We start from the raw sequence: 22,058 nt of genomic DNA, 5'->3' as shown, positions 1-22,058 counted from the left end.
TCACCTCCTCGTCGCCCGGGCGGCGTCGGTCGGCACCGTCGCGCTCAGCCGCCAGCCCCGGCCCTCGGGTCCGGCGGTGACGGTACCGCCGAGCAGCGTGACGCGTTCACGCAGCCCCTCGATGCCGTAGCCGGAGTCGACCAGCAGCCGTTCGGGCGCCGGAGCGCCGTCCCCTCCGTCGCTGATCTCGACGCGGACAACGCCGTCGGCGAGCGCCACCGAGACCCGTGCACGGGCACCGACCCCCGCGTGCTTGGCGACGTTGGTCAGCCCCTCCTGCACGATCCGCAGCACCGCGAGCCCGCGCAGCGCGTCCAGCCCGGCCACCTCGGGATCGATCCGGCTCTCCAGCACCAGGCCGTTGCGGCCGGAGCGTTCCACCACCGAGGCGAGGGCGGCGGGGAGTTCGGCCGGCTCGACCAGCAGCGAGCGGGTCGGGTCGGTGACCGAGGCAGGGTCGCGGAGCACGGCGACCAGGCGACGCAGGTCGACGAGCGCGGTGGTGGCCGAGCCGTGCACGTCGTCCAGCACGGTGCGCACCCGCGGGTCGAGATCGGGCAACACCTCCCTGGCCACCCCGGCGCGCAACGCCATCGAGGCGACGTGGTGGGCGACCAGGTCGTGCACCTCCCGTGCCAGCTCGGCGCGTTCGGCCAACCGCGCGCCGAGGGCGGCCAGTTCCCTGCGCTCCTCGGCGTCGCGCGCCCTGGCCTGCGCCTGGGCCAGGTTCTGACTGAGGGCGGAGAGCCACCACCCCAGCAGCAGCGGCGCGGCGACCAGGACCACCAGCAGGTAGCCGATCCCCACGGCGTCCGCGTACTTCTCGCACTCCAGGTACACCACCAGGTAGGCCAGCGACAGGGCCGCACCGCCGAGCAGCGCGGCCCTGGGCGGGCGGCGGGCGGCGAGCTCGACCAGGGCGAGGCAGGCCGCCACCTTCACGACGGCGGGCGGGACCTCCGCCACGGCGCCGACAGCGACGACCAGCGCGGCCTCGACAAGGACCACCGACAGCGGAAACCAGCCGCCGGGAAGGAGAACGAGGGCGGCGACCAGGGCGAACGCCCAGTCGGCCGCGGTCGGTTCGCCGCTGCCGACCAGCAGCAGGCAGCCGGGGGCGAGCAGCGCGGGCACCAGCCGCACCGGCCCCCTCCGGTCGCTCACCGCATCGGTGAGCCAGCTCATCCGCACGATGTCGACGTTAGCCGGGGCACGGAGCCGGCGGGTCGTCCCCGGGAAGGAGCCGGGCCTCCTCCCGGAGGTCGTTCCGCCTCAGGTGGCCTGCGGCCACCGTCCGTTGTCGACCGGCGGGGCAGCCTTCCCCGACACAGCCTCACCGGAGACGGCCACACCGGAGATGGCGTCTCCCGGAACGGCCTCGTCGGACGCGGCTCTCACGGGCATGGCCGCCTCCGGCACGACTCTCCCGGAGAGGGGCCGCTCGGCCATGGCCGTTCCGGAGTCGCCCCCCGGAGAGCCGGCGTTCCCGGCAACGGCGGTGTCGGGGGCGGCGGTTCCGGAGTGGGGAGCGCCGGTAACGGTGGTTCCGGAGGCCGTGGCGTCGGAGGCGGTGGTGCCGTAGTCGGTCGTCCCGGAGTCGGTGGTTCCGGTACCGGCGGTCGCGGGGGCGGCGTCGGGGCCGGCGGCTGCGGAGTCCGGTTGGCTGGGACCGGTGGTGTCGGGATCGTCGTTCCCCGGCGTTCGCCGTTTCCGGCGGGAGGTGTCCATCTGCCGCCACTCCGGGCGGAGTCCGGCGACGGTGGTGGTGAGCAGGTAGAGGCAACCGACGACCAGCAGCGTCGGGCCGAGCCCGGCAGCGGTGACCGCCAGACCGCCGAGCAGTCCGCCCAGCGGGATGCCCGACCAGGCGAGCGAGGTGGACAGCGCCTTGGTGCGGCCCAGGAGCCGACGGGGTATCAGCTCGAACATCACCGCCCCGATGATCGGGTTGAGGAAGCCCGCCCCCAGGCCCGCCAGCACGAAGACCACGGCCACCACCGGCAGGGGCGCGTGCCCGTTCAGCGCCAGCGCCATGACCAGGTAGCGCGGCAGGCCGCACGCCGTGTATCCGATCAGCACCACCGGCCTGCGGGGCAGCCGGTGCGCCAGCGCCGTCGCGATCAGGCTCCCGGCGACCGCGCCGACGCTGAAGGTCGCCACCAGCACGCCGATGGCCGAGGGCCCCGCGCCGCTGCGTTCCGCCCAGACCGGAAGCAGCACGGAGCTGAACGCCGCGTCCAGCAGGTTGGTGATCGCGACGGTGATCATCAACGCCAGCAGCAGCGGCGCTCCGCGCAGAAAGCGGAAGCCCTCCGCGAGTTGTCGCCAGTAGCCGGCAGCCGGCGCGTCCGCTCCGTCCTCCGCCGGCTCCGACGGCACCGGGCGCCCCATCCCCCTCGGCAGGGTCAGCGCGATCACCAGGGAACCGGCCACGAAACAGGCCGCGTTGACATAGAGCCCCGCCAACGGCCCGACCAGCGCGATCAGTCCGCCGCCGGCGAGCGGCCCGACCGTGGTGGCCAGCCGTTCGATCACCCCGGCGGAGCCGGTGGCCCTTTCCAGCGGGAGCGCGCCGCGTTCGGCCGCCTCCGGGATCATGACCTCCTTGGCCAGGTCTCCGGGCCCCCGGGTCGCCCCGACGCACGCGACCAGCACCAGCAGTGCCCACAGCGGAAGCGCGTCGGCGGCGTGCAGGACCGGGACGAGGCAGATCGCCACCGCGCTGAACAGGTCGGTCGTCCAGGAGACGACGCGCGGCCCGATCCGGTCGATCACAGGCCCGCTGAGCGCCTTGACCAGCACATACGGCGTCATCTCGCAGAACGCCACCAGTCCGGTCTGGGCGGCGCTGCCCGTGGAGGTCAGCACGAACCACGGCAGCGCGATCGCGGCGACACGGCTCCCCGTGTAGGCGATGCCCATCGCCGTCAACACGCCTATCAGCGGCCGGAGTCGCTGTCTCCCCGCGTCCGCGGCCCTCCTCATGACGCACCCCCCGTGCGCCCCGTACTCTCTGCGCCACCTGCCTCACCGTGGCCGTCGCCGTCGCCATCGCCACCGCCGTCGAGGTCTGGCAGCAGGTGCAGGACGAGCGAGACGCGTTCGGCGCCCTCGGGGGCCGCCGGCTGGTCGGGATCGTAGCGGCGGTAGCGGTTGAGCACGCCGGAGATGTCCCGTCGCAGCTCCTTGGCCTCCTCGGGGGTGAGCCGCAGCAGCGCGTCGCTGAACTCCACGACCTCGCCCCACTCGCGCGGCATGGTCTCCAGCTCGTTCAGCGCCCGCTGCCCCATCAGCGTGTGCGAGGCCAGAATCGACCGCAGATAGCCGAGAGTCGCGTCCATCTCCCGCCGCGCCAGGTCCATGTCACGGAAAGCGGTCGACTGGTGCACCGAACGCCACCAGCGTTCGCGCCCGTTGCCGCGTCCGGTGTCCTCGGCGACAAAGCCGGCCGCGGCCAGCTGGCGCAGGTGGTAGCTGGTCGCGCCGCTGGTCAGCTCCATGCGCTGGGCCAGAAGAGTGGCGGTGGACGGCCCGTGGACACGAAGCAGTCCGAGCAGCCTGACCCGCACGGGATGGGCCAGCGCACGCAGCCCGCGCGCGTCCAGCTCGATGTGCGAGACGGGCGGCTCCGTCAGGTGGGGAAGCGGCTGAGCGGGGCGTTCGGCCGAAGCGCCGGCCGCGCGTGGAGTGTCGGTCATCCGGCCACGATAAACCGCAAACACTTCTTTGCAAAGAGTCGTTGGCACTCCCCTGACATGCCCTCTTTACTGTTCCCATGCCTCGCTTTGCCAGGGTTTTTCTTGACTGCGGAAACAGGCTGGTTTCCTCTTGACGTTATGCTCAGCACGAACCCCCGCCTGAGGAGGGCGTTTTCATGGTGACGCGGCGCACGCCACTACCGGGCGTCGGCACCCAGTACGACCTCGCCACTCGGGACGGTCGACACATCTCGGTGGTCGCGCACGACGACGGTCGGCGGTTCATCGCCTTCTACTCGCCTGACGACCCCGACGCCTGCCAGGGCACCGTGCCGCTGGACGCCCAGGAGGCGGCCCGGCTGGCCTCGATCATCGCGCCGGACCTCGCGGACCACGCGCTCCCCGGCGGCGAACTCGGCTTCGACCTGGTGACCGAGCGCATCCCCATCGGCCCCGACTCCCCCTACCGTGGGCGGCCGTTGGGCGACACGCGGGCCCGTACCCGCACCGGCGCCTCCATCGTCGCCGTGCTGCGCAGGACCAGCACGCATCCCTCCCCCAGTCCCGACTACCGCCTTGAGGCGGGAGACACGTTGGTGGTGGTCGGCACCCGCGAGGGCGTCGACGACCTCTCCGACATCATCGCCGGCGGCTGATCAGCGCGGTCCGTACGTCCGGGACCGCCCACAGCGCTGGGACCCGGCGTCACGCACGCCCCCGCGCGGGTTGCCGCACGCCGGGTTCGAACACCGACGACACATGCGGCGCCCGGGCGCGGCAGGGCGAACTGAAAGGTGCGGTGACTCTTGCACGACACCACCATCATGCTGATCGAACTGGGGGCGGTCGTCCTGGGCCTCGGCCTGGTCGGACGGCTGGCCGGCAGGCTCGGTCTCTCCCCCATCCCCCTCTATCTGCTGGCCGGACTCGCCTTCGGGCAGGGCGGACTGCTCCCCCTGAACACCACGGAAGGCTTCATCGAGGTGGGCGCCGAGATCGGCGTCATCCTGCTGCTGCTGATGCTGGGCCTGGAGTACACCGCGCCCGAACTGGTGGACAGCCTCAAGACCCAGTACCCGTCCGGCGCGGTCGACCTGCTGCTGAACGCGACGCCGGGCGCGCTCGCCGGATTCCTGTTGGGCTGGGGCCCCGTGGGCGCGCTGGCGCTGGCCGGCGTCACCTACATCTCCTCCTCCGGCGTGATCGCCAAGGTGCTCACCGACCTCAACCGCCTCGGCAACCGGGAGACCCCCGTCATCCTGGGCATCCTGGTCATCGAGGACCTGACGATGGCGGTCTATCTGCCGGTTCTCTCCACCGTGTTGGCCGGCGTCGGGCTGGTCAGCGGCAGCGTCACGCTGGCTATCGCGCTGGGCACCGCCAGCATCGCGCTGTTCGTCGCGCTGCGCCACGGCCGGTGGATCAGCAAGACGGTCTCCTCGGACAACCCGGAGATGCTGCTGCTGGTGGTCCTCGGCCTGACCCTGCTGGTCGCCGGGATCGCGCAGAAGCTCCAGGTGTCGGCGGCCGTCGGCGCGTTCCTGGTCGGCATCGCCCTCTCCGGCGAGGTGGCGCACACCACCCGCCGGCTCTTCATGCCGCTGCGTGACCTCTTCGCGGCGGTGTTCTTCGTGTTCTTCGGTCTCTCCACCACGCCGAGCGACATACCGCCGGTGCTCGTTCCGGCGCTGCTGCTCGCCGTGGTGACCGTTCTCACCAAGATCGCCACGGGCTGGTACGCGGCCGGTCGTGCGGGCATCGGGCCGCGCGGCAGGCTGCGGGCCGGCGGCGCCCTGGTGGCGCGCGGCGAGTTCTCCATCGTGATCGCCGGACTCGCCTCGGCGACCGAACCACGGATCGCGCCGGTGGCGACGGCGTATGTGTTGATCATGGTCATCGTGGGCCCGCTGGCCGCCCGTTGGACGGAACCGGTCGCCCGCAACCTGATGGAACGCCGCGCCGCCAAGCAGGCGGGTTCCACGGTGCTGACCGACGTGCGGCCGGCGACCGAGGCCGGCTCGTAGGCGGCACTCGGGCCCGCGCAACGGGGAGCGCGCGGGCCCGAGTCCCGCCCACGGAACGGAACCCGAGTCCCGCCTGCGGACGGAGTCGCGTCCCGCCTGCGGACGGGGTCCGCTTCCCGCCCCATAGCAGAGCTGTTCCGGGTTTGGTCACCGTTTCCGGGGCCCGTCCGCCCATGGCCAACGGATGAGGCATTATTCGGACCCATGGGAATCGTCGCAGGTCTCGACAGCTCGTCCGCCTACACCCGCATCGTCGTCTGCGACGCCGAGACCGGTGAGGTGCTGCGTCAGGGACACGCCGAGCACCCGTCCGGCGAGGCGGCGCCGGAGTCCTGGCTGCTGTCCCTCGGCGAGGCCGCCGACGGCGGGATGCTGGACGAGGTTGCCGCGATCGGGGTCGCCGCCCAGCCGCACAGCGTGGTCCCGATAGACGCGGACGGCAAGCCGGTGCGCCCCGCGTTGGCGGGGGCGGACGACCGGGCGCGCGCGGCGTCGTTCGCGCTGGTGGACGCGTTGGGCGGGCGGGCCGCCTGGGCCGAGGCCGTCGGCTCGGTGCCCCAACCGACGCACCCGGTCGCGCAGTTGCGTTGGCTCGCCGGTCAGGAGCCGGAGGCGGCGCGGCGCACCACGACCGTGCTCCAGCCGCAGGACTGGCTGGTGTGGCAGCTGCTCGGCCGCCCGAACCGCTGGTCCACGGACCGCGGCGGCGCCTCAGGCACCGGCTACTGGTCGGCTGTCTCCGGCAACTGGCGCCACGAGCTGGCCGAGTTGGCCATCGGCCACCCGGTGAGCCTGCCCGAGCTGCTGGGCCCGGCCGATGCCGCGGGGCGCACACCCGAGGGGCTGCTGATCTCGGCCGGCACCGGGGAGACCATGGCCGCCGCCCTCGGGCTGGGCGTGGGCAAGGGCGACGCCGTCATCGCGCTCGGCGCCTCCGGCTCGGTCTGCGCGGTGCACCACGAGGCGTTGACCGACCCGACCGGCACGATCACCGGCTTCGCGGACGCGACCGGCCACCATCTGCCCATGGTGCGCACCCTCAACGCCAGCCGGGTGCTGCGCGGCACGGCCGAACTCCTCGGCCGCGACCTGCCCGAGCTGTCCGAACTGGCCCTCTCCTCCACGCCAGGCGCGCACGGCCTGGTCCTGCTGCCGTATCTGGCCGGCGAACGCGCCCCCGACCTTCCGCACGCCGCCGGCACCCTGGCGGGGCTGCGCCGCGAGTCGATGAAACCGGAACACCTGGCCAGGGCCGCGTTCGAGGGAATGCTCTGCGGGCTGGCCGACGCCGCCGACATGCTGCGCCGGCGGGGCGTGGCGATCAACCGGGTCTTCCTGCTGGGCCAGGTGGCGACGCTGCCGGCGGTGCGGAAGCTGGCGCCCGCGGTGTTGAACGCCACGGTCGTCGTCCCCGAACCGGCGGACTACACCGCCATTGGCGCCGCCCGCCAGGCGGCGTGGGCGCTGGGCGTCGACGAGGGCCGGCTGACGGCCGAGGCGCCGCCAGCGTGGGCGCCGGCGCGGGGGGAACGGTTCGAGCCGGACGAGGACGAGCCGGCCGTCGGCTCCTCCGTCCGCCTCCAGTACGCGGCCGTCCGCGACGAGATCCACCCGGGGGCGATCGCCTGACCGGCGGCCCCCGGAAGACAACCGGCCTTGCCGGCCGGGTGAGCCGTCGACCGCACCCCGGTGGACGGTTACTCGCGCCGTTCCCCGCGCCCCCGACGGGGGCGAACCCGCACCACGGGGACCGTCCCCCACCACCCAAGCCACCCCGAAACGGCGCCAGAAAGCGCGAAGCCGCGCACGACAACCGGCCCTCGCCGGCCAAGGCAAGCCGTCGACCGCACCACGGCACACAGCTGCCCGCGCCCCCGACGGGGCGGTCCCGGGGGCCGGCGGCCAGCCGCTAGTCGAGGTAGCCGCGGAGCTGTTCCGCGTAGGTGTGGTCGCGAAGCTTGCCGAGCGTCTTGTGTTCGATCTGGCGGATCCGTTCCCTCGTGACGCCGAAGAGGCCGCCGATCTCCTCCAGGGTGCGCGGGCGCCCGTCGAGCAGGCCGTAGCGCAGCTCGACCACCCGGCGTTCGCGGTCGCCCAGCGTGGAGAGCACCGCCTCCAACTGCTCGCGCAGCAGCAGGAAAGCTGCGGACTCGGCCGGCGAGGGGATGTCGACGTCCTCGATCAGGTCGCCGAGCGCCACGTCGTCCTCGTCGCCGATCGGCGTCTGGAGCGAGACGGGGTCCTGCGCCAGCCGCAGGATCTCGCCGACCCGCGCGGCCGTGAGGCCCAGCAGCGCCGCGACCTCCTCGGGCGGCGGCTCGTAGCCGCGTTCCTGGAGCACCCGGCGCTGGACGCGGATGACGCGGTTGATCTGCTCGACCACGTGGACCGGAACGCGAATGGTGCGCGCCTGGTCCGCGATGGCGCGGGACATCGCCTGGCGGATCCACCAGGTCGCGTACGTCGAGAACTTGAAGCCGCGGGTGTAGTCGAACTTCTCGACCGCCCTGATCAGCCCGAGGTTCCCCTCCTGGACCAGGTCGAGCATGGTCAGGCCGCGGCCGACGTAGCGTTTGGCGACGGAGACCACCAGCCGGAGGTTGGCCTCGATCAGCCGGCGCTTGGCCATCCGGCCCCTGACCACCAGCCGGTCCAGGTCGAGGGCCAGGCGATCGTCCAGTTGGGCGGTGCCGCTGAGTCGTTCCTCGGCGAAGAGGCCGGCCTCGACCCGCTTGGCCAGCTCCACCTCGTCGGCCGCCGTGAGCAGCGGGATCCGGCCGATCTCCCGCAGGTACTGGCGGAAGAGGTCGTTGGCCGTGCCACCGCCCGGCTCCGCCCTGGTGGTGACGGCGAGTGGCCGTTCCTCCAGCTCCTCCAGCTCCTCGGTCGCGGACCGGGTGGGGGCGGCGGGAGCCGCGCGCTTGAGTGTCGGGGTCTGCACGTGGACGACCTCCAGGAGGGTCGCGGCGGGAGCGGAGCGGCACCGTTCCCCAGTGTGAGGTACACCTGACTCCGGCCACGAGATGCGTGCGGCCACAATTTTCGACGGCTACCCGGAAGTTGACCGCCCGCGACCCGGCCCAGGACCGCCGCCGCACCCTCCCCGGGCCGCCCCGAGCGGTCGCCCGGCGCGGCTCAGACCGCGTAGAGCGCCGCGACCCCGCGTTCGCGCAGCGCCCTGGCGTACTGGTTGAGCGTCCACAGCTCCTGGCGGACGTCGGCCGCCGTCGTGTTCCCCGACTGGGCCTCGGCGCGGCGGGCGTCGGACTCCAGCTGCTGGACGCGGCGGTTGACCGCCGCCAGCCGCACCTGGACCAGCCGGGAGCCGGCGTAGGAGTCCATCTCGCGCTGCCGCTTGCGGCCGACCTGGAGCGGCTCCACCGCCAGCTCGTTGACCAGGACCCGCACCGCGTCGTCGGGGGCGGCCTCGCTGACCCGCCCCAGATAGGACGGGTCGGCGGAGGCGACGCCGCCGGCGTCCATGATGAGGCGGCGGACCATGGCGTAGGGCGGGGCGGTGAACTCGTCCTCGCCGTAGGCGTCGAACGCCGGGGAGACCAGCTCGGGGAACTGGAGCGCCAGCTTCAGCAGCTCGCGCTCGCCGAGATGCGCCGGGTTGCGCAGGTTGAGCGCGGGGCCCCCGGGGGGCTGCCCGAACGAGGGCGCGGCGGCCGGCTGGGCGGCGTGCTGCGGGTCCCACGCGCCCCCGTGCCGCGCACCGCCCTGCTGCGGGCCGCCCTGCCGAGCGGCGCCGTTCCGCTCGCCGCGCTGCCGGCTCCACGGCGCCAGCTGCGCGACCCGGCGCAGCACGAAACGCTCGTCGGGGATGCCGACCAGGCCGGCGAGACGGACCGCGTACTCGTGTCTGATGGCCGCGTCCTTGATCTGCGCGACCAGCGGCGCCGCGTGCTCCAGGGCGGCGGAACGGCCCTCCGCCGTCTCCAGGTTGTGCCGGTTGACCAGGGAACGGACCGCGAACTCGTAGAGCGGGGCGCGCGCCTCGACCAGCTCCCTGACCGCCTCGTCGCCCTGGGCCACCCGCAGGTCGCACGGGTCCATCCCGCCGGGCGAGACGGCGATGAACGTGTAGGCGGCGAACTTCTGGTCGTCCTCGAACGCGCGCAGCGCGGCCTTCTGGCCCGCCGCGTCCCCGTCGAAGGTGAAGACGACCTCGCCGGCGCGGTGCGAGGCGGAGCTGTCCATCAGCAGCCGGCGCAGGATCTTGACGTGCTCGCCGCCGAACGCGGTACCGCAGGTGGCGATGGCGGTGGTGACCCCCGCGAGGTGGCACGCCATCACGTCCGTGTACCCCTCGACGACGACCGCCGTGTTGTTGTTGGCGATGTCCCGCTTGGCCAGGTCGATGCCGTAGAGCACCTGGGACTTGCGGTAGATCGGGGTCTCCGGCGTGTTCAGGTACTTGGGGCCGTTGTCGTCCTCGCGCAGGCGGCGGGCGCCGAAGCCGACGACCTCGCCCGTGATGTCCCTGATCGGCCACATCAGCCGGCCGCGGAAACGGTCGATCGGGCCGCGCCTGCCGTCCTGGGCGAGGCCGGCGAGCAGCAGCTCCTTGTCGCTGAAGCCGGCGCCGCGCAGATAGCGCGTCAGATGGTCCCAGCCGGCCGGCGCGTACCCGACGCCGAAGTGCTCGGCGGCGGCCTGGTCGAAGCCGCGCTCGTGGAGGAAGGTCCGGCCGATCTCGGCCTCGGGCGAGGCGAGCTTCTCCGCGTAGAACCGGGCGGCGGCGCGGTGCGCCTCCAGCAACCTGGTCCGCTCCCCCGCCTGCCGGCCCGGGGTGTAACCGCCCTGCTCGTAGCGGAGGGTGATGCCGGCCTGGGCGGCGAGCCGCTCGACGGCCTCGGAGAAGGAGAGATGCTCCATCTTCATCACGAAGGCGAGGGTGTCCCCGCCCTCCTGGCAGCCGAAGCAGTGGAAGAGGCCCTTGCTCGGACTGACGTGGAACGAGGGGGACTTCTCGTCGTGGAACGGGCACAGGCCCTTGAGGTTCCCCCCGCCGCCGGGGCGCAGCTGAAGGTACTCCGCGACCACGGCGTCGATCGGGACCGCGTCCCTGACCGCCTTCACGTCGTCGTCGTTGATCCTGCCCGCCACGCTCGCAGTCTACGGCCGCCCACCGACAGCCGGCCCCGGGGCCGGGACCCGGCGGCCCCTCCCTCCTCCCTCACCTCCTCCTCCTTCACCCGGATGATCCCGGGGCGACCGGACGGGACAGGGATGAGACGGGTGTTACGGGCATTACGGGATAAGTTACCCGGGGGTCGGCAGGAACGTCCGAGAGGTGGTCGGTGGCCATGGCCAAGCAGACGGTGGCGGAGCAGCTGGTGGAGACGCTGGTGCGGTCCGGCGTGAGACGGCTGTACGGGGTGGTGGGCGACAGCCTCAACCCCGTGGTCGACGCGGTGCGCAGGACCAAGAACATCGACTGGGTCCAGGTGCGCCACGAGGAGACCGCCGCGTTCGCGGCCGGCGCCGAGGCGCAGCTCACCGGCGTGCTCGCGGCCTGCGCCGGCTCCTGCGGCCCCGGCAACCTGCACCTGATCAACGGCCTCTACGACGCGCACCGTTCGATGGCCCCGGTCCTCGCGCTGGCCTCGCACATCCCGAGCGCCGAGATCGGCACCAGCTACTTCCAGGAGACCCATCCCGAGCGGCTCTTCGTGGAGTGCAGCCACTACTGCGAGCTGATCTCCAACCGCCAGCAGATGCCCCGCGTGCTCCAGACCGCGATCCAGCACGCGATCGGCAGGGGCGGCGTCAGCGTCGTGGCGCTTCCGGGCGACATCGCGGCCCAGCAGGTGCCGGAGCAGGCCGAGGAGCACGCGCTGGTCACCGCGCGGCCCACGGTCCGGCCCTCGGAGTCGCAGATCGCCCAGCTCGCGGAGATGGTCGACCAGGCGCGGCGGATCACCCTCTTCTGCGGCGGCGGGGTCGCCGGCTCGCACGACGAGGTGATGGAGTTCGCCCAACGGGTCAAGGCACCGGTGGGGCACGCGCTGCGCGGTAAGGAGTTCATCCAGTACGACAACCCGTTCGACGTGGGGATGAGCGGGCTGCTGGGCTACGGCGCGGCGTACGAGGCGACCCACGAGTGCGACCTGCTGATGCTGCTGGGCACCGACTTCCCCTACAACGCCTTCCTCCCCGACGACGTGCGGATCGTCCAGGTCGACGTGCGCGCCGAACACCTCGGGCGCCGCTCCAAGCTGGACCTCGGCGTCTGGGGCGACGTCGGCGAGACGCTGCGCTGTCTGACACCCAGGGTCAAGGAGAAGAACAACCGCCGCTTCCTGGACCGGATGTTGAAGAAGCACGTGGAGGCGCTGGAGGGCAAGGTCCACGCCTACACCCGCAAGGTCGAACGGCACACGCCGATCCACCCCGAGTACGCGGCCTACGTGCTGGACGAGGAGGCGGCCGACGACGCGGTCTTCACGGTGGACACCGGGATGTGCAACGTGTGGGCGGCGCGCTATCTCACGCCCAACGGCAAGCGCCGGGTCATCGGCTCCTTCCGGCACGGATCGATGGCCAACGCGCTGCCGCAGGCCATCGGGGCACAGTTTCTGGACCGGGGGCGACAGGTCGTCTCGATGTCGGGCGACGGCGGGTTCACGATGCTGATGGGCGACTTCCTGACGCTCGTCCAGTACGACCTGCCGGTGAAGGTGATCCTCTTCAACAACTCCTCGCTGGGGATGGTCGAACTGGAGATGATGGTCGGCGGCCTGCCGGCGTTCGGCACCGGCTACCGCAACCCGGACTTCGCGGCGCTGGCGGAGGCGGTCGGGGTGCACGCGACGCGCGTGGAGAAGCCCAAGGAACTGCGCAAGGCGCTGCGTGGCGCGCTGCGCCACAAGGGGCCGGCGCTGGTCGACATCGTGACCGACCCGAACGCGCTGTCCATCCCGCCGAAGATCAAGGCCGAGATGGTGACGGGCTTCGCGCTCTCCGCCGGCAAGATGGTCCTCGACGGCGGCGTGGGCCGCATGGCCCAACTGGCCCGCTCCAACCTGCGCAACGTTCCCCGTCCCTGACGGCCGGCGGCGCGGGGAACGGCGCGAGCAACCAGCCACCGGGGCGCGGACGACAACCCACCCGGACCAGCAAGCTCCGTAGTCGACCAACCCCCGCCACACATGCACCGCGCAGTTCCCCGCGCCCCCAAACAGGCCGTCACCTGCCGAGCGTGAACCCGCACCCAACCCACCACGCCAGCCCCAACCCAGGGGCGCGGGGAACTGCGCGAGCAACCACCCACCGGGCCGAGGACGACCACCCATCCAAGCCACGCACGTGAGTAGTCGACCAACCCCCGCCACCCAGCATGCGCGCAAGCCGCCCACCGGGGGTGAAGGGGCGCGGGGAACGGCGCGAGCAACCAGCCACCGGGGTGAGGGCGCAAAGAACCCCGAAAGCCCAGCGGCAGCGCGTCAGCGGAGGTCGAGGAGCTGGTGGAGGGGGAGGCGGGGCGGGGAGGCGGGGGTCTCCGTGGCGTAGCCGAGACGGAGGACGGCGTGGACCTGGCCGGCGGGGAGGAGGGGGTCGTTGACCGTCCAGCCCAGCTCCGTCCAGGCCAGCGACCCGGAGCTGACCGCGGCCGAGAGCCCGTGCGCCGTGGCGACCAGCAGCGCCCGTTCCAGCGCCTGCCCGGCGCGCACCCAGTCGGCCGGCCGGTCCTCCACCGTGGAGAGCAGCGCCAGCTGCGGCGGGGGGCCGTCCCCCGCGCCCGGCATCCGTTCCGTGGGGGCCAGCCGGCCGGCGAAGTCGTGGACGGGGGCCGGGCGGTGGCCGGGGTCGCCGGTCGCGGCGGTGGGCCGTTCGTCGACGTCGGTCCACTGGGCCAGCTCCGTCAGCCGCCCCGGGTCGTGGAAGTCGCGCCCCTCCGCGTCCACGGCCAGCCGCAGCACCGCCGTGGCGTGCCAGGGCGAGGCGAACAGCAGCTGTCCGCCCTCCCGTTCGGCCGCCGCGCGCAGCAGCGCCCGCACCGGGTCGGGCACCCGTTCGGCCGTGTAGGGGCGGCGGTTGGTGTGGCGGCGGGGGATCTGTGCGGCCAGTTCGGCGAGGGCCGCCGCCTCGGCCGCGCCGTCGGGGTCGCCCGGCGGCGCGTCCTCGGGGACGCGGCGCAGCCGCACCGCGGCCAGCAGCCGCGGGTCGTAGTGGTCGGGCAGCACGCGGAACGCGGTGCGCCAGCCGGCTTCGGCCGCCGCGGCCCGCAGGTTGAGCAGCGCGGCGCCGCAGCCCATGTGCAGCGCGCGCCCGTGCGGGTCGGAGTGCGGCAGGCAACGGTCCATGGCGGCGCGCAGCTCCAACACCCCGCCGTCGGCGGCGTAGCGGAAGCGCCACGGCTGCGCGTTGTGCAGGGAGGGCGCCGCCGTCGCGGCCTCCACCAGCCGGGTGACGGTACCCCGCGAGGGGTTCTCGGTGGGCACCGCACCTCCCGGCCGGGCGCTTCGGACGTCGGGGCCCGAGGGGGGCGCCCTGCCCCCTTTCTAACCCCCCTGCCCCGATCTCGCCTCCCCGACCGGCTCGCCGTCGGCCAGTGCGGCCAGCGGCACGTCCGGGTCGGCCAGCGCCGCCGGGTCGACCTCGCGGCCGGAGCGCACCAGCCGTTGCACCGCCTCGGTGACGTCCCACACGTTCATCGAGAGCCCGGCCAGCACCCGGCCGCCGCGCAGCCAGAACGCGACCGCCTCCCGCCGTTCGGGGTCGCCGCGCCACACCACCCGGTCGTAGTCGCCGGCCGGCGCCCAGCCGGAGTACTCGATGCCCAGGTCGTACTGGTCGGAGAAGAAGTACGGCACCCGGTCGAAGACCACGTCACGGCCGAGCATCGCGCGGGCCGCCGCGGGGCCCGCGTGCAGCGCGTTGGCCCAGTGCTCGACGCGGCGCCGGTCGCTGCCGCTGCCCAGCTCCTGCGCGGCGACGTCGCCGGCCGCGAAGATCCGCGGGTCGCTGGTGCGCAGCGCCGCGTCGACGGCGATGCCGCCGACACCCTCGTCCGCCAGTTCGAGGCCGGCCGAGGCCGCCAGCGCGGTGCGCGGCGCGGCGCCGATCGCCGCCAGCACGGCGCGCGCCGGCAGCCGCGCGCCGCCCTCGGTGCGCACGCCGGAGACGATGCCGTCGCGGCCCTCGATCGCCGCGAGCCGGTCAACGAAGAGGAACGTGACGCCGCGCTCGGCGTGCACCCCGGCCAGCACCTCGCCCAGTTCGGGCCCCAGCACCCGGTGCAGCGGCGTCGGCTCCGGCTCGACCACCACCACGGGAACGCCCAGCGTCCGTGCCGCCGCCGCCACTTCGAGGCCGATCCAACCGGCGCCCGCGATCACCAGCGGGTCGCCCTCGCGGCCGGGGGCGGTGAGCGCGCCCCGCAGATGGTCGGCGTGGGCCAGCCGCCGCAGGTGGTGCACGCCGGCCAGTTCGGTGCCGGGGATGCCGAGCCGGCGCGGTTCGGCGCCCGTGGTCAGCAGCAGCCGGTCGTAGGGCAGCCGGGTGCCGTCGCCCAGGCGGACCTCGCGGCGGTGCCGGTCGATCGCGACCGCCGGCTGCCCCAGGTGGAGTTCGACCCGGTGCGCGGCGTACCAGCCGGCCGGGTGGACGAAGACGCTGCCGCGGTCGGCGCGCCCCGCCAGGTAGTCCTTGGACAACGGGGGCCGCTCGTAGGGCTGTTCGTGTTCGTCGCCCAGCAGTATCACCCGCCCGCCGAAGCCCTCGGCGCGCAGGGACTCCGCCGCCTTGGCGCCCGCGAGCCCACCGCCGATGATCAGATACGTCTGTGTCCCGTCCACGCGCCTGCCTCCCAGACCGGCCTTGTCCGGCGGTGCCCCCCGCGCGCGCACGGCCTGCGCGTGCCCCGTGCGCACGGGGTGTTTCCCGCCCGTTCACCCCCATGGAGCCTGCCCCACCTCGGGCGACACCGGAAGGGGGCGGTCAGCGGCGCAGTCGTGCGTGGCGCGCGCGGGCCGCCGCGTCGGTGAGGGCGGCGACCTGGTCGACGACCACCCGCAGCGCGGCCCGTTCGTCCTCAACCGCCGCGTGCAGCGCCCGGTACTGCGGGTCGAGCCCCTCGGGCGCGCGCCGGAGCAGCGCGTCGCACAACTCCTCCAGCAGCTCGCGCTGTTCGCCGCGCGCCTGGGAGTGCTCCGGCCGCTGCATCACGTGGACGTCGGCCACCGCCTTGAGCACCGCGCACTCCAGCCGGGTGGCGCGCGGCACCACGACGTCCGCCCCGTAGCGGCGCAGCGCGCCGGTGCCGAACGCCTCCCTCGTGGCGTGCTCGGCGGCCAGGCAGAACCGGCCGATCAGCTGGCTGGTCGCGTCCTTCAACCGGGCCTGGGCGAGCGCGCCCCCGTCGTAGCCGTGCGGCCACCACTCCTGGAGCAGCAGCCTGTCCAGCGCCTCGGCCAGCTCCTCCCCCGTCACCCCCGGCGGCGCGTAGCGGCGGGCGGCCACCTCGAAGACCGCGGCGCGCTCCGGGGCCGCGGTCAGCGCGGCCGGGTCGAGATGGCCGGCGTGCAGCCCGTCCTCCACGTCGTGGACGGAGTACGCCACGTCGTCCGCCCAGTCCATCACCTGCGCCTCGAAGCACCGCCTGTCCTCGGGCGCGCCCCGGCGCAGCCAGCCGAAGACCGGCAGGTCGTCGTCGTAGACCCCGTACTTGGGCGAGCCGGGGTCGGAGGGGTGACCGCCGCGCGGCCAGGGGTACTTGGTGGCCGCGTCCAGGGTGGCGCGGGTGAGGTTGAGCCCGAACGAACGGGGCGCGCCCCCGCCGTCGGGTTCCGTCAGCCGCTTGGGCTCCAGCCGGGTCAGCAGCCGCAGGGACTGCGCGTTGCCCTCGAACCCGCCGGCCTCGGCGGCGACCCGGTCCAGCACCCGCTCCCCGTTGTGGCCGAACGGCGGGTGGCCCAGGTCGTGCGCCAGGCAGGCGGCCTCCACCACGTCGGTGTCGCAGCCGAAGGCGGCGCCGAGGTCGCGCCCGATCTGCGCGCACTCCAGGGAGTGCGTCAGCCGGGTGCGGGGCGCCGCGTCCCAGTCCTGGTGCGCCGCGGCCTCGTCGAGCGTGACGACCTGCGTCTTGCCTGCGAGCCTGCGCAGCGCTGAGGAGTGCTGCACGCGGGCGCGGTCCCGTTGGAAGGCGGTGCGGCCGGGGCGCTTGTCCGGCTCGGCGTCGAACCGCTCGGCGGCGTGCGGCTCGTAGCCGCCCTCGACGTCCCTGTACTCGACGTACTCGACCATTCCTTGACCGTAACGCGCCGGCCGGCGCGTGGCTCAGCCGGCCGTGGCGGCGAGCGCGGGCGCCTGCCAGTGGCGGCGCGCCTGGTCGTAGCGGTGCAGCACCAGCCGGGCCAGCGCGGGGTGGTTGCCCAGCGGCGCGGCGGCCACGCCGGGCGCCTCGGCGGCGCAGCGTTCGGCGAACCGTCCGGGCGCCACGAAGCAGGAGGCGACGGCGACCTCGCGGTGGCCGCTGGCGCGCAGCGCCTCGACGGCCTCGGCGACCGTCGGGGAGTCGGCGGAGGCGTAGGCCGGCACGACGGGCACGCCGCCGAGCCGGGTGGCGAGCATCGCGGCGGTGTATCCGGTGCCGGCCGCCGACTCCGGGTCACGGGAGCCGGCGGCGGCCAGCACCACGGGGCCGCCGCGGTAGCCGGCGTCGACCAGCCGGCCGTGGAGCGCCTCGGCGAGCAGCGGATGGGGGCCGAGCGAGCCGGCGACGGTGACCCGCAACCGGTCGTCGACGGCGGCCAGCGCACCCGGTATCTCCTGCTTCACGTGGTAGCCGCGGCTGAAGAGCAGCGGCACCAGCACCGCCGAGCCGCCGAGCCCGGCCAGGGTCCCCTCCAGCGTGGGCCGGTCGTTCTCCAGGTACCCCACGGCCACCCGCACCCCGGGCCGCATCGCGCCGACCAGCCGCAGCAGGGCGCGGACGGCGGGCTCGGCCCTCGGGTCGGGCGAACCGTGGGCGACGGCGACGAGGGTGGGCGGGCGGCGGTCGTTCATGTGCCAAGCCTGCGCCCGGCGGATTGCCACCGTGTTGCGCCGGCGTCACGACCCCGAGCGCCGTTCCTCACCGCCGCCGGAGGCGCGCGCTGAGCGGAACGCATCCGGCGGGTAACGCGCGGCAACGGGCCACGTAACGGGCCGCGTTGGCTTCCGTAACACGTCCGGACGACGATGGCCGCATGAGCCGCGACACGCCACGCGCCCACCCGTCCGACGACGCGGGCGGCGCCGTCGACACCCACTGCCCCTACTGCGCGCTCCAGTGCGGGATGCGGCTGGTGCCCGACCCGCGCGCGGCCGGCGGGGTCGCCGTCGCCGAGCGGGCCGCGTTCCCCGTCAACCGGGGCGCGCTGTGCGGCAAGGGCCGCGCCGCGCCCGAGACGCTGGCGCGCGGGCTGCGGCTGACGGAGCCGCTGGTGCGCGACCCCGGCAGCGGCGCGCTGGTGCCGACCGACTGGGAGACGGCGCTGGCGCGGGTGGCCGAGGGGCTGGCAGGGACGCGGCGCACCCACGGCGCCGACGCCGTCGGCGTCTTCGGCGGCGGCGGGCTGACCAACGAGAAGGCGTACGCGCTGGGCAAGTTCGCCCGGCTGGTGCTGGGCACCTCGCAGATCGACTACAACGGCCGGTTCTGCATGTCCTCGGCCGCCGCCGCCGGCAACCTGGCGTTCGGCCTGGACCGGGGGCTGCCGTTCCCGCTCGCCGACATCCCGCGCACCGGCTGCGTCATCCTCGTCGGCTCCAACCCGGCCGACACCATGCCCCCCGCGCTGCGCTACCTCACCGAACTGCGGGCGAACGGCGGCACGTTGATCGTCGTCGACCCGCGCCGCACCCGCACCGCCGAGCAGGCGGACCTGCATCTGGCGCCGCGCCCCGGCACCGACCTGGCGCTGGCGCTGGGGCTGCTGCACCTGGTGGTCGCCGAGGGCCGGGTCGACGAGGAGTTCGTCGCCGCCCGCACCAGCGGCTGGGAGGAGGCGCGGGCCGGGGCGATGGCGCACTGGCCCGAGCTGGTGGAACGCGTCACCGGGGTGCCGGTGCCCCGGCTCAGGGAGGCGGCGCGGATGTTCTGCGCACCCCGGGAGGCGATGGTGCTGACGGCGAGGGGGCCGGAGCAGCAGGCCAAGGGCACCGACACCGTGGGCGCCTGGATCAACCTGTGCCTGGCGACGGGCCGCGCCGGCCGCCCGTTCTCCGGCTACGGCTGCCTGACCGGGCAGGGCAACGGGCAGGGCGGGCGGGAGCACGGGCAGAAGGCCGACCAGCTGCCCGGCTACCGGATGCTGACCGACCCGGCGGCCAGGGAGCACGTCGCCGGGGTGTGGGGCGTCGAGCCCTCGACGCTGCCGGGCCCCGGGCGCAGCGCCTACGAGCTGCTGGACGCCCTCGGCCGGGACACCCCCGACGGGGTGCGGGCGCTGCTGCTGCTCGGCTCCAACCCGGTGGTCTCCGCGCCGAGGGCGGCGCACGTGGAGGAACGGCTGCGGGCGCTGGACTTCCTGGCCGTCTGCGACGTGGTGCTCTCGGAGAGCGCGCGGCTGGCGGACGTGGTGCTGCCGGTGGCCCAGTGGGCGGAGGAGACCGGCACCATGACCAACCTGGAGGGCCGGGTGCTGCTGCGGCGCCGCGCCCTCGACCCGCCGCCCGGCTGCCGGACGGATCTGGAGGTGCTCCACGGGTTGGCGGCGCGGCTGGGCTGGGAGAAGGGCTTCCCGACCGACCCGGCCGAGGTGTTCGACGAGCTGCGGCGCGCCTCGGCCGGCGGCAAGGCGGACTACTCGGGGATCACCTACCGGCGGATCGCGGAGGAGGACGGCGTCTTCTGGCCGTGCCCGGAGACACGCACCGAGACGCCGGACGACGCCCCGCACCCGGGGACGCCCCGGCTGTTCCTGGAACGGTTCGCCACCCCGGACGGGCGGGCCAGGTTCGCCCCGGTGCTGCACCGCGCCGCCGCCGAGGAGCCGGACGCGGAGTACCCGCTGCTGCTGACGACGGGCCGGGTGCTGGCGCAGTACCAGTCGGGGGCGCAGACCCGGCGCGTGGCGCGGCTCAACGAGGCGGCGCCGGGCCCGTTCGTGCAGCTCCACCCGCGGCTCGCGGCGCGGCTCGGGGTGGCGGACGGCGAGCGGCTCGCGGTGGTCTCGCGGCGCGGCCGGGCGGTCGCACCGGCCAGGATCAGCCCGGACATCAGGCCGGACACGGTCTTCATGCCGTTCCACTGGCCGGGTGAGGGGCGGGCCAACACGCTGACCAACCCGGCGCTCGACCCGACGTCGCGGATGCCGGAGTTCAAGGTCTGCGCGGTCCGGGTGGAACGCGCCGTCAACGGGTGAACGGTGCGGCTCCCCCGTCCGGCCCGGTTGCGGGGGCGGGCGGCGCGGGCAGCATGGAGGGCATGGACGACCTGACCCGCCTCGCCGACGAGCACCTCGCCACGGCGCTGGCAGCCGAACACGGCCGCAGCGCCCATCTCTTCCTGCGGGACGGCCCGTTGCGGCAGAGCGTGATCGCGCTCGCCGGGGGCGCCCGGCTGGAGGAGCACGAGTCGCCGCCGGCGGCCAGCCTCCAGGTGCTGCGCGGGGAGGTGCGGCTGCACTCGGCGAAGTCGGAGCTGACGCTGCGTGCCGGGCAGCTCGCGCCGGTGCCGAGGGAACGCCACGACCTGACGGCGGTGAGCGACGCGGTGGTGCTGCTGACCTCTGTCACGGCCACGGGCGAACCGGTCGTGGTCACCGACACCCGCAGGACGCCGGCGGCGGACTGAGGGTCCCGGCACCGTCGCGCGAGGGGCCCGGGGGCGGGCCCGCCGCCGTCAAGGGGGGATGGGCCACTGTCATAGGCGCCCGCTAAGGTGACGACGAGCGACGGGTTGATACGCCAGAGTTACTTCGGCGGGGGGACGCACCAGATGAACGAGCGGACGAGCGGGCGCGACGGCGACGAACTCCCGCCCTGGCCTCCCCGGTTGCCGGTGGGGCCGGCCGGGCCTGCCGGGCCGGCCGATCCCTACGCCGTCCCGCCGGAGACGGCGGCGCGGGCGGAGCTGCTGCTGGGCAGACTCCTCTCACCGCTGCGACTGCTGGGGCATATGACGCTGGCCGTCGGCTTCGGGCTGATCTCCGCCGCCTTCTTCAGCAGCGTCGAGTTCAGCGCCGACGGTGAGACGGACGAGGCCAGGACGGGGCTGCTCGTCGGGCTTCCGGCGCTGGCCGTGGCGACCTGGCTGCTGACGCTGCTGCTGCGCTCCGGCCACCGGGCCGCCGCCGAGCTGGCCCCGCTGCTGCGCGCCGCCCCGCTGGCGGCGCCCTCGATGCCGGGACGCCGGCTGCTGTTCGGCGCGGTCTCGGGCGCCGGGCTGCTGTTCACCCTCGTCTGCCTGGGCGCCGGCGCGCGCGAGGCGCTCGTCGGCTCGGACGACGAGCGGGGGAACGGCCCGGTGGTGGCCGCCCTCCTCGTCTGGGGGCTCCTCGCGCTCGCCTGGTCGGTGCCCGGCCTGGTGCGGGCGCTGCGCCACCGGCGTCCGCGCTGGGTGCCGCCGCCGGTGGGCTGGGCGCCGGGCCAGCCGCCCGTCGAGAGCGCGTCGCCGCCGCCGGACAGCCCCGAGGGCCGGCGCCGCCAGCTCTACGCCAACTACCGTTCGGCCGCTGAGCCCTGGGCGCTGAGCCGGCTCAGCGCGCGGGCCAGCCGATGGATAGGCGGCCTGTCCCGGTGGAGGGCGCTGCTGCTCTCCGCGCTGCTGTGCCTGGTCGGCTGCGGCCTGGCGCTGCTGGCCGCCGTGCTGCCCCGACGGTCCAACGACTTCCTGGTGTGGCCGCTGCTGGCGCTGGCCGCCTGCTTCCTGGTGCTGCTGCTCCTGGAGATAGTGCACTACGGGTCGCGCGTCGGGTTTCTCACGCTCTTCGTGCTCGGCGGGATCTGCGTCGCCATCATGGGCTGGCAGGGCCACCAGGAGCTGGCGCTGCGGGAGCGCGGCGAGTGGGCCACGGCGGAGATCGTCAGCAAACGCAGCCCCGCGCGCGGCGGCACCACGTGCGAGGTGCGGCTCGTCGACGACGGCAGGACGCTCTCCCAGCGGCTGGCGAGCTGCGAGCGGGAGGGCGTCGGGGACCGGCTGCCGCTCTTCTACGACCCGCGCGACCGGGTCGCCCCCGCGCGGGACGTCCCCACGTTGGCCCTGCCGGCCGGGTTCGGCGGCGTCGGCGGCTCGTTGCTGCTGATCACGACCCTGGCGTCGGTGAACGACGGGCACACGAGACGGCGCCGACTGGACCTGATCGGGCAGGCCGCGTAGCGGAGGCCACGCGGGCGGCCG

Annotated in this window: 15 protein-coding genes and 1 pseudogene; 7 read left to right on the top strand and 9 right to left on the bottom strand. The window is 74.4% G+C overall.

Annotation, left to right across the window (positions count from 1 at the left end):
• From FH715_RS03160 to FH715_RS03150, 3 genes and pseudogenes are all read right to left on the bottom strand, one after another.
• Positions 1-1,185 (bottom strand): sensor histidine kinase, encoded by a 1,185-nt coding sequence (locus tag FH715_RS03160; RefSeq protein WP_246108550.1) that lies wholly within the window; start codon positions 1,183-1,185, stop codon positions 1-3.
• 528 nt (positions 1,186-1,713) lie between these two features.
• Positions 1,714-2,985: pseudogene (locus tag FH715_RS03155) on the bottom strand (MFS transporter); the annotation flags it as partial.
• The gene (locus FH715_RS03150) at positions 2,982-3,698 is read right to left on the bottom strand and encodes an ArsR/SmtB family transcription factor (protein WP_139640474.1); all 717 of its coding nucleotides are present in this window, start codon (positions 3,696-3,698) and stop codon (positions 2,982-2,984) included. The gene FH715_RS03150 and the pseudogene FH715_RS03155, both read right to left, overlap by 4 nt.
• A gap of 176 nt (positions 3,699-3,874) precedes the next feature.
• Here FH715_RS03150 and FH715_RS03145 point away from each other — a divergent pair, with 176 nt between their 5' ends.
• The 3 genes from FH715_RS03145 (at position 3,875) to FH715_RS03135 (ending at position 7,351) form a co-directional block, all read left to right on the top strand.
• Positions 3,875-4,354 carry a cation:proton antiporter regulatory subunit gene (locus FH715_RS03145; RefSeq protein WP_139640473.1) on the top strand — a complete coding sequence of 160 codons (480 nt, stop codon included), beginning with the start codon at positions 3,875-3,877 and terminating at the stop codon, positions 4,352-4,354.
• Between the two features lie 150 nt (positions 4,355-4,504).
• On the top strand, positions 4,505-5,722 hold the full coding sequence (locus tag FH715_RS03140; protein WP_139640472.1) for a cation:proton antiporter: 1,218 nt from the start codon (positions 4,505-4,507) through the stop codon (positions 5,720-5,722).
• A gap of 204 nt (positions 5,723-5,926) precedes the next feature.
• Positions 5,927-7,351: an FGGY family carbohydrate kinase gene (locus FH715_RS03135; RefSeq protein ID WP_139640471.1), complete on the top strand. Its 1,425-nt coding sequence runs from the start codon at positions 5,927-5,929 to the stop codon at positions 7,349-7,351.
• 280 nt (positions 7,352-7,631) lie between these two features.
• Here FH715_RS03135 and FH715_RS03130 read toward each other — a convergent pair whose 3' ends face one another.
• On the bottom strand, positions 7,632-8,747 hold the full coding sequence (locus FH715_RS03130) for an RNA polymerase sigma factor (RefSeq protein ID WP_281290694.1): 1,116 nt from the start codon (positions 8,745-8,747) through the stop codon (positions 7,632-7,634).
• Between the two features lie 110 nt (positions 8,748-8,857).
• Positions 8,858-10,834, bottom strand: a complete 1,977-nt coding sequence (gene dnaG, locus FH715_RS03125) for a DNA primase (protein WP_139640469.1) — start codon at positions 10,832-10,834, stop codon at positions 8,858-8,860.
• 200 nt (positions 10,835-11,034) lie between these two features.
• Between dnaG and FH715_RS03120 the strand changes: the two genes are divergently transcribed.
• The gene (locus FH715_RS03120) at positions 11,035-12,777 is read left to right on the top strand and encodes a pyruvate dehydrogenase (RefSeq protein ID WP_139640468.1); all 1,743 of its coding nucleotides are present in this window, start codon (positions 11,035-11,037) and stop codon (positions 12,775-12,777) included.
• A 396-nt stretch (positions 12,778-13,173) separates the two neighbouring features.
• On the opposite strand, the gene FH715_RS03115 is transcribed toward FH715_RS03120, so the two are convergent.
• The 4 genes from FH715_RS03115 to FH715_RS03100 form a co-directional block, all read right to left on the bottom strand.
• Positions 13,174-14,172 (bottom strand): Acg family FMN-binding oxidoreductase, encoded by a 999-nt coding sequence (locus FH715_RS03115; RefSeq protein ID WP_139640467.1) that lies wholly within the window; start codon positions 14,170-14,172, stop codon positions 13,174-13,176.
• 60 nt (positions 14,173-14,232) lie between these two features.
• Complete coding sequence (locus tag FH715_RS03110) at positions 14,233-15,528, bottom strand: NAD(P)/FAD-dependent oxidoreductase (protein ID WP_139640466.1); 1,296 nt, start codon at positions 15,526-15,528, stop codon at positions 14,233-14,235.
• A gap of 142 nt (positions 15,529-15,670) precedes the next feature.
• A complete protein-coding gene (locus FH715_RS03105) occupies positions 15,671-16,975 on the bottom strand; it encodes a deoxyguanosinetriphosphate triphosphohydrolase (protein ID WP_139640465.1) in 1,305 nt (434 codons plus the stop codon).
• Between the two features lie 33 nt (positions 16,976-17,008).
• Positions 17,009-17,737 carry a sirohydrochlorin chelatase gene (locus tag FH715_RS03100; RefSeq protein WP_139640464.1) on the bottom strand — a complete coding sequence of 243 codons (729 nt, stop codon included), beginning with the start codon at positions 17,735-17,737 and terminating at the stop codon, positions 17,009-17,011.
• Positions 17,738-17,919: 182 nt separating this feature from the next.
• Here FH715_RS03100 and FH715_RS03095 point away from each other — a divergent pair, with 182 nt between their 5' ends.
• The 3 genes from FH715_RS03095 (at position 17,920) to FH715_RS03085 (ending at position 22,037) form a co-directional block, all read left to right on the top strand.
• Positions 17,920-20,079: a molybdopterin oxidoreductase family protein gene (locus tag FH715_RS03095; protein ID WP_139640463.1), complete on the top strand. Its 2,160-nt coding sequence runs from the start codon at positions 17,920-17,922 to the stop codon at positions 20,077-20,079.
• Between the two features lie 62 nt (positions 20,080-20,141).
• Entirely contained in the window at positions 20,142-20,510 is a 369-nt protein-coding gene (locus FH715_RS03090; RefSeq protein WP_139640462.1) for a cupin domain-containing protein, read from the top strand.
• A gap of 144 nt (positions 20,511-20,654) precedes the next feature.
• The gene (locus FH715_RS03085) at positions 20,655-22,037 is read left to right on the top strand and encodes a hypothetical protein (protein WP_139640461.1); all 1,383 of its coding nucleotides are present in this window, start codon (positions 20,655-20,657) and stop codon (positions 22,035-22,037) included.
• Positions 22,038-22,058: the final 21 nt, after the last annotated feature.

The organism is Streptomyces sedi (assembly GCF_006335015.1).
GTDB lineage: Bacteria > Actinomycetota > Actinomycetes > Streptomycetales > Streptomycetaceae > Streptomyces > Streptomyces sedi.
This window is presented reverse-complemented; position numbering and strand designations above follow the sequence as displayed.